The organism is Prevotella sp. AM23-5 (assembly GCF_003473645.1).
Lineage (GTDB): Bacteria > Bacteroidota > Bacteroidia > Bacteroidales > Bacteroidaceae > Prevotella > Prevotella copri_A.
Map to the genome: position 1 here is coordinate 1 of NZ_QUCG01000151.1, position 437 is coordinate 437.

Sequence of the window (437 nt, forward strand, 5' to 3'; positions counted from 1 at the left end):
GCGTTCGTTACCGCTGAAATGGTGAGAAATGCCTACCAAGGCATTGGCACGGAGTACGAGACTTTGCTCAGAGCTTTTGACAAGGAGAACGCCGCCTTTGCCAAGCGTGTCGGCAAGGACAGGGCAAAGACTACTTACAACAAGTACCTAACGGTGAGAAAGTATGTTGCCGAGTTCATCAAGTATCAGTACAAGCGCAGCGACATGTCCATGAATGAGCTTACCGAGGAGTTCATCCGTGACTATTGTCTGTACTTGAAGAATGTGGTAGGACTTGCGCAGTCCTCCATTTGGATTTACTCCATTCCGCTGAAACATATCGTTACGACCGCACACTACAATGGCAAGATACCGAGAAATCCATTTGCCATGTACCATGTTGACCCAGACCACAAGGAACGTGAGTTCTTGACATTGGACGAGCTAACCGCCATGAC

General features: G+C 48.5%; 1 protein-coding gene. It reads left to right on the forward strand.

The window, feature by feature from the left end; translation table 11 throughout:
* Positions 1-437 (forward strand): phage integrase SAM-like domain-containing protein (locus DW657_RS18505; protein WP_233547211.1); only part of this gene is annotated, 437 nt, incomplete at both ends.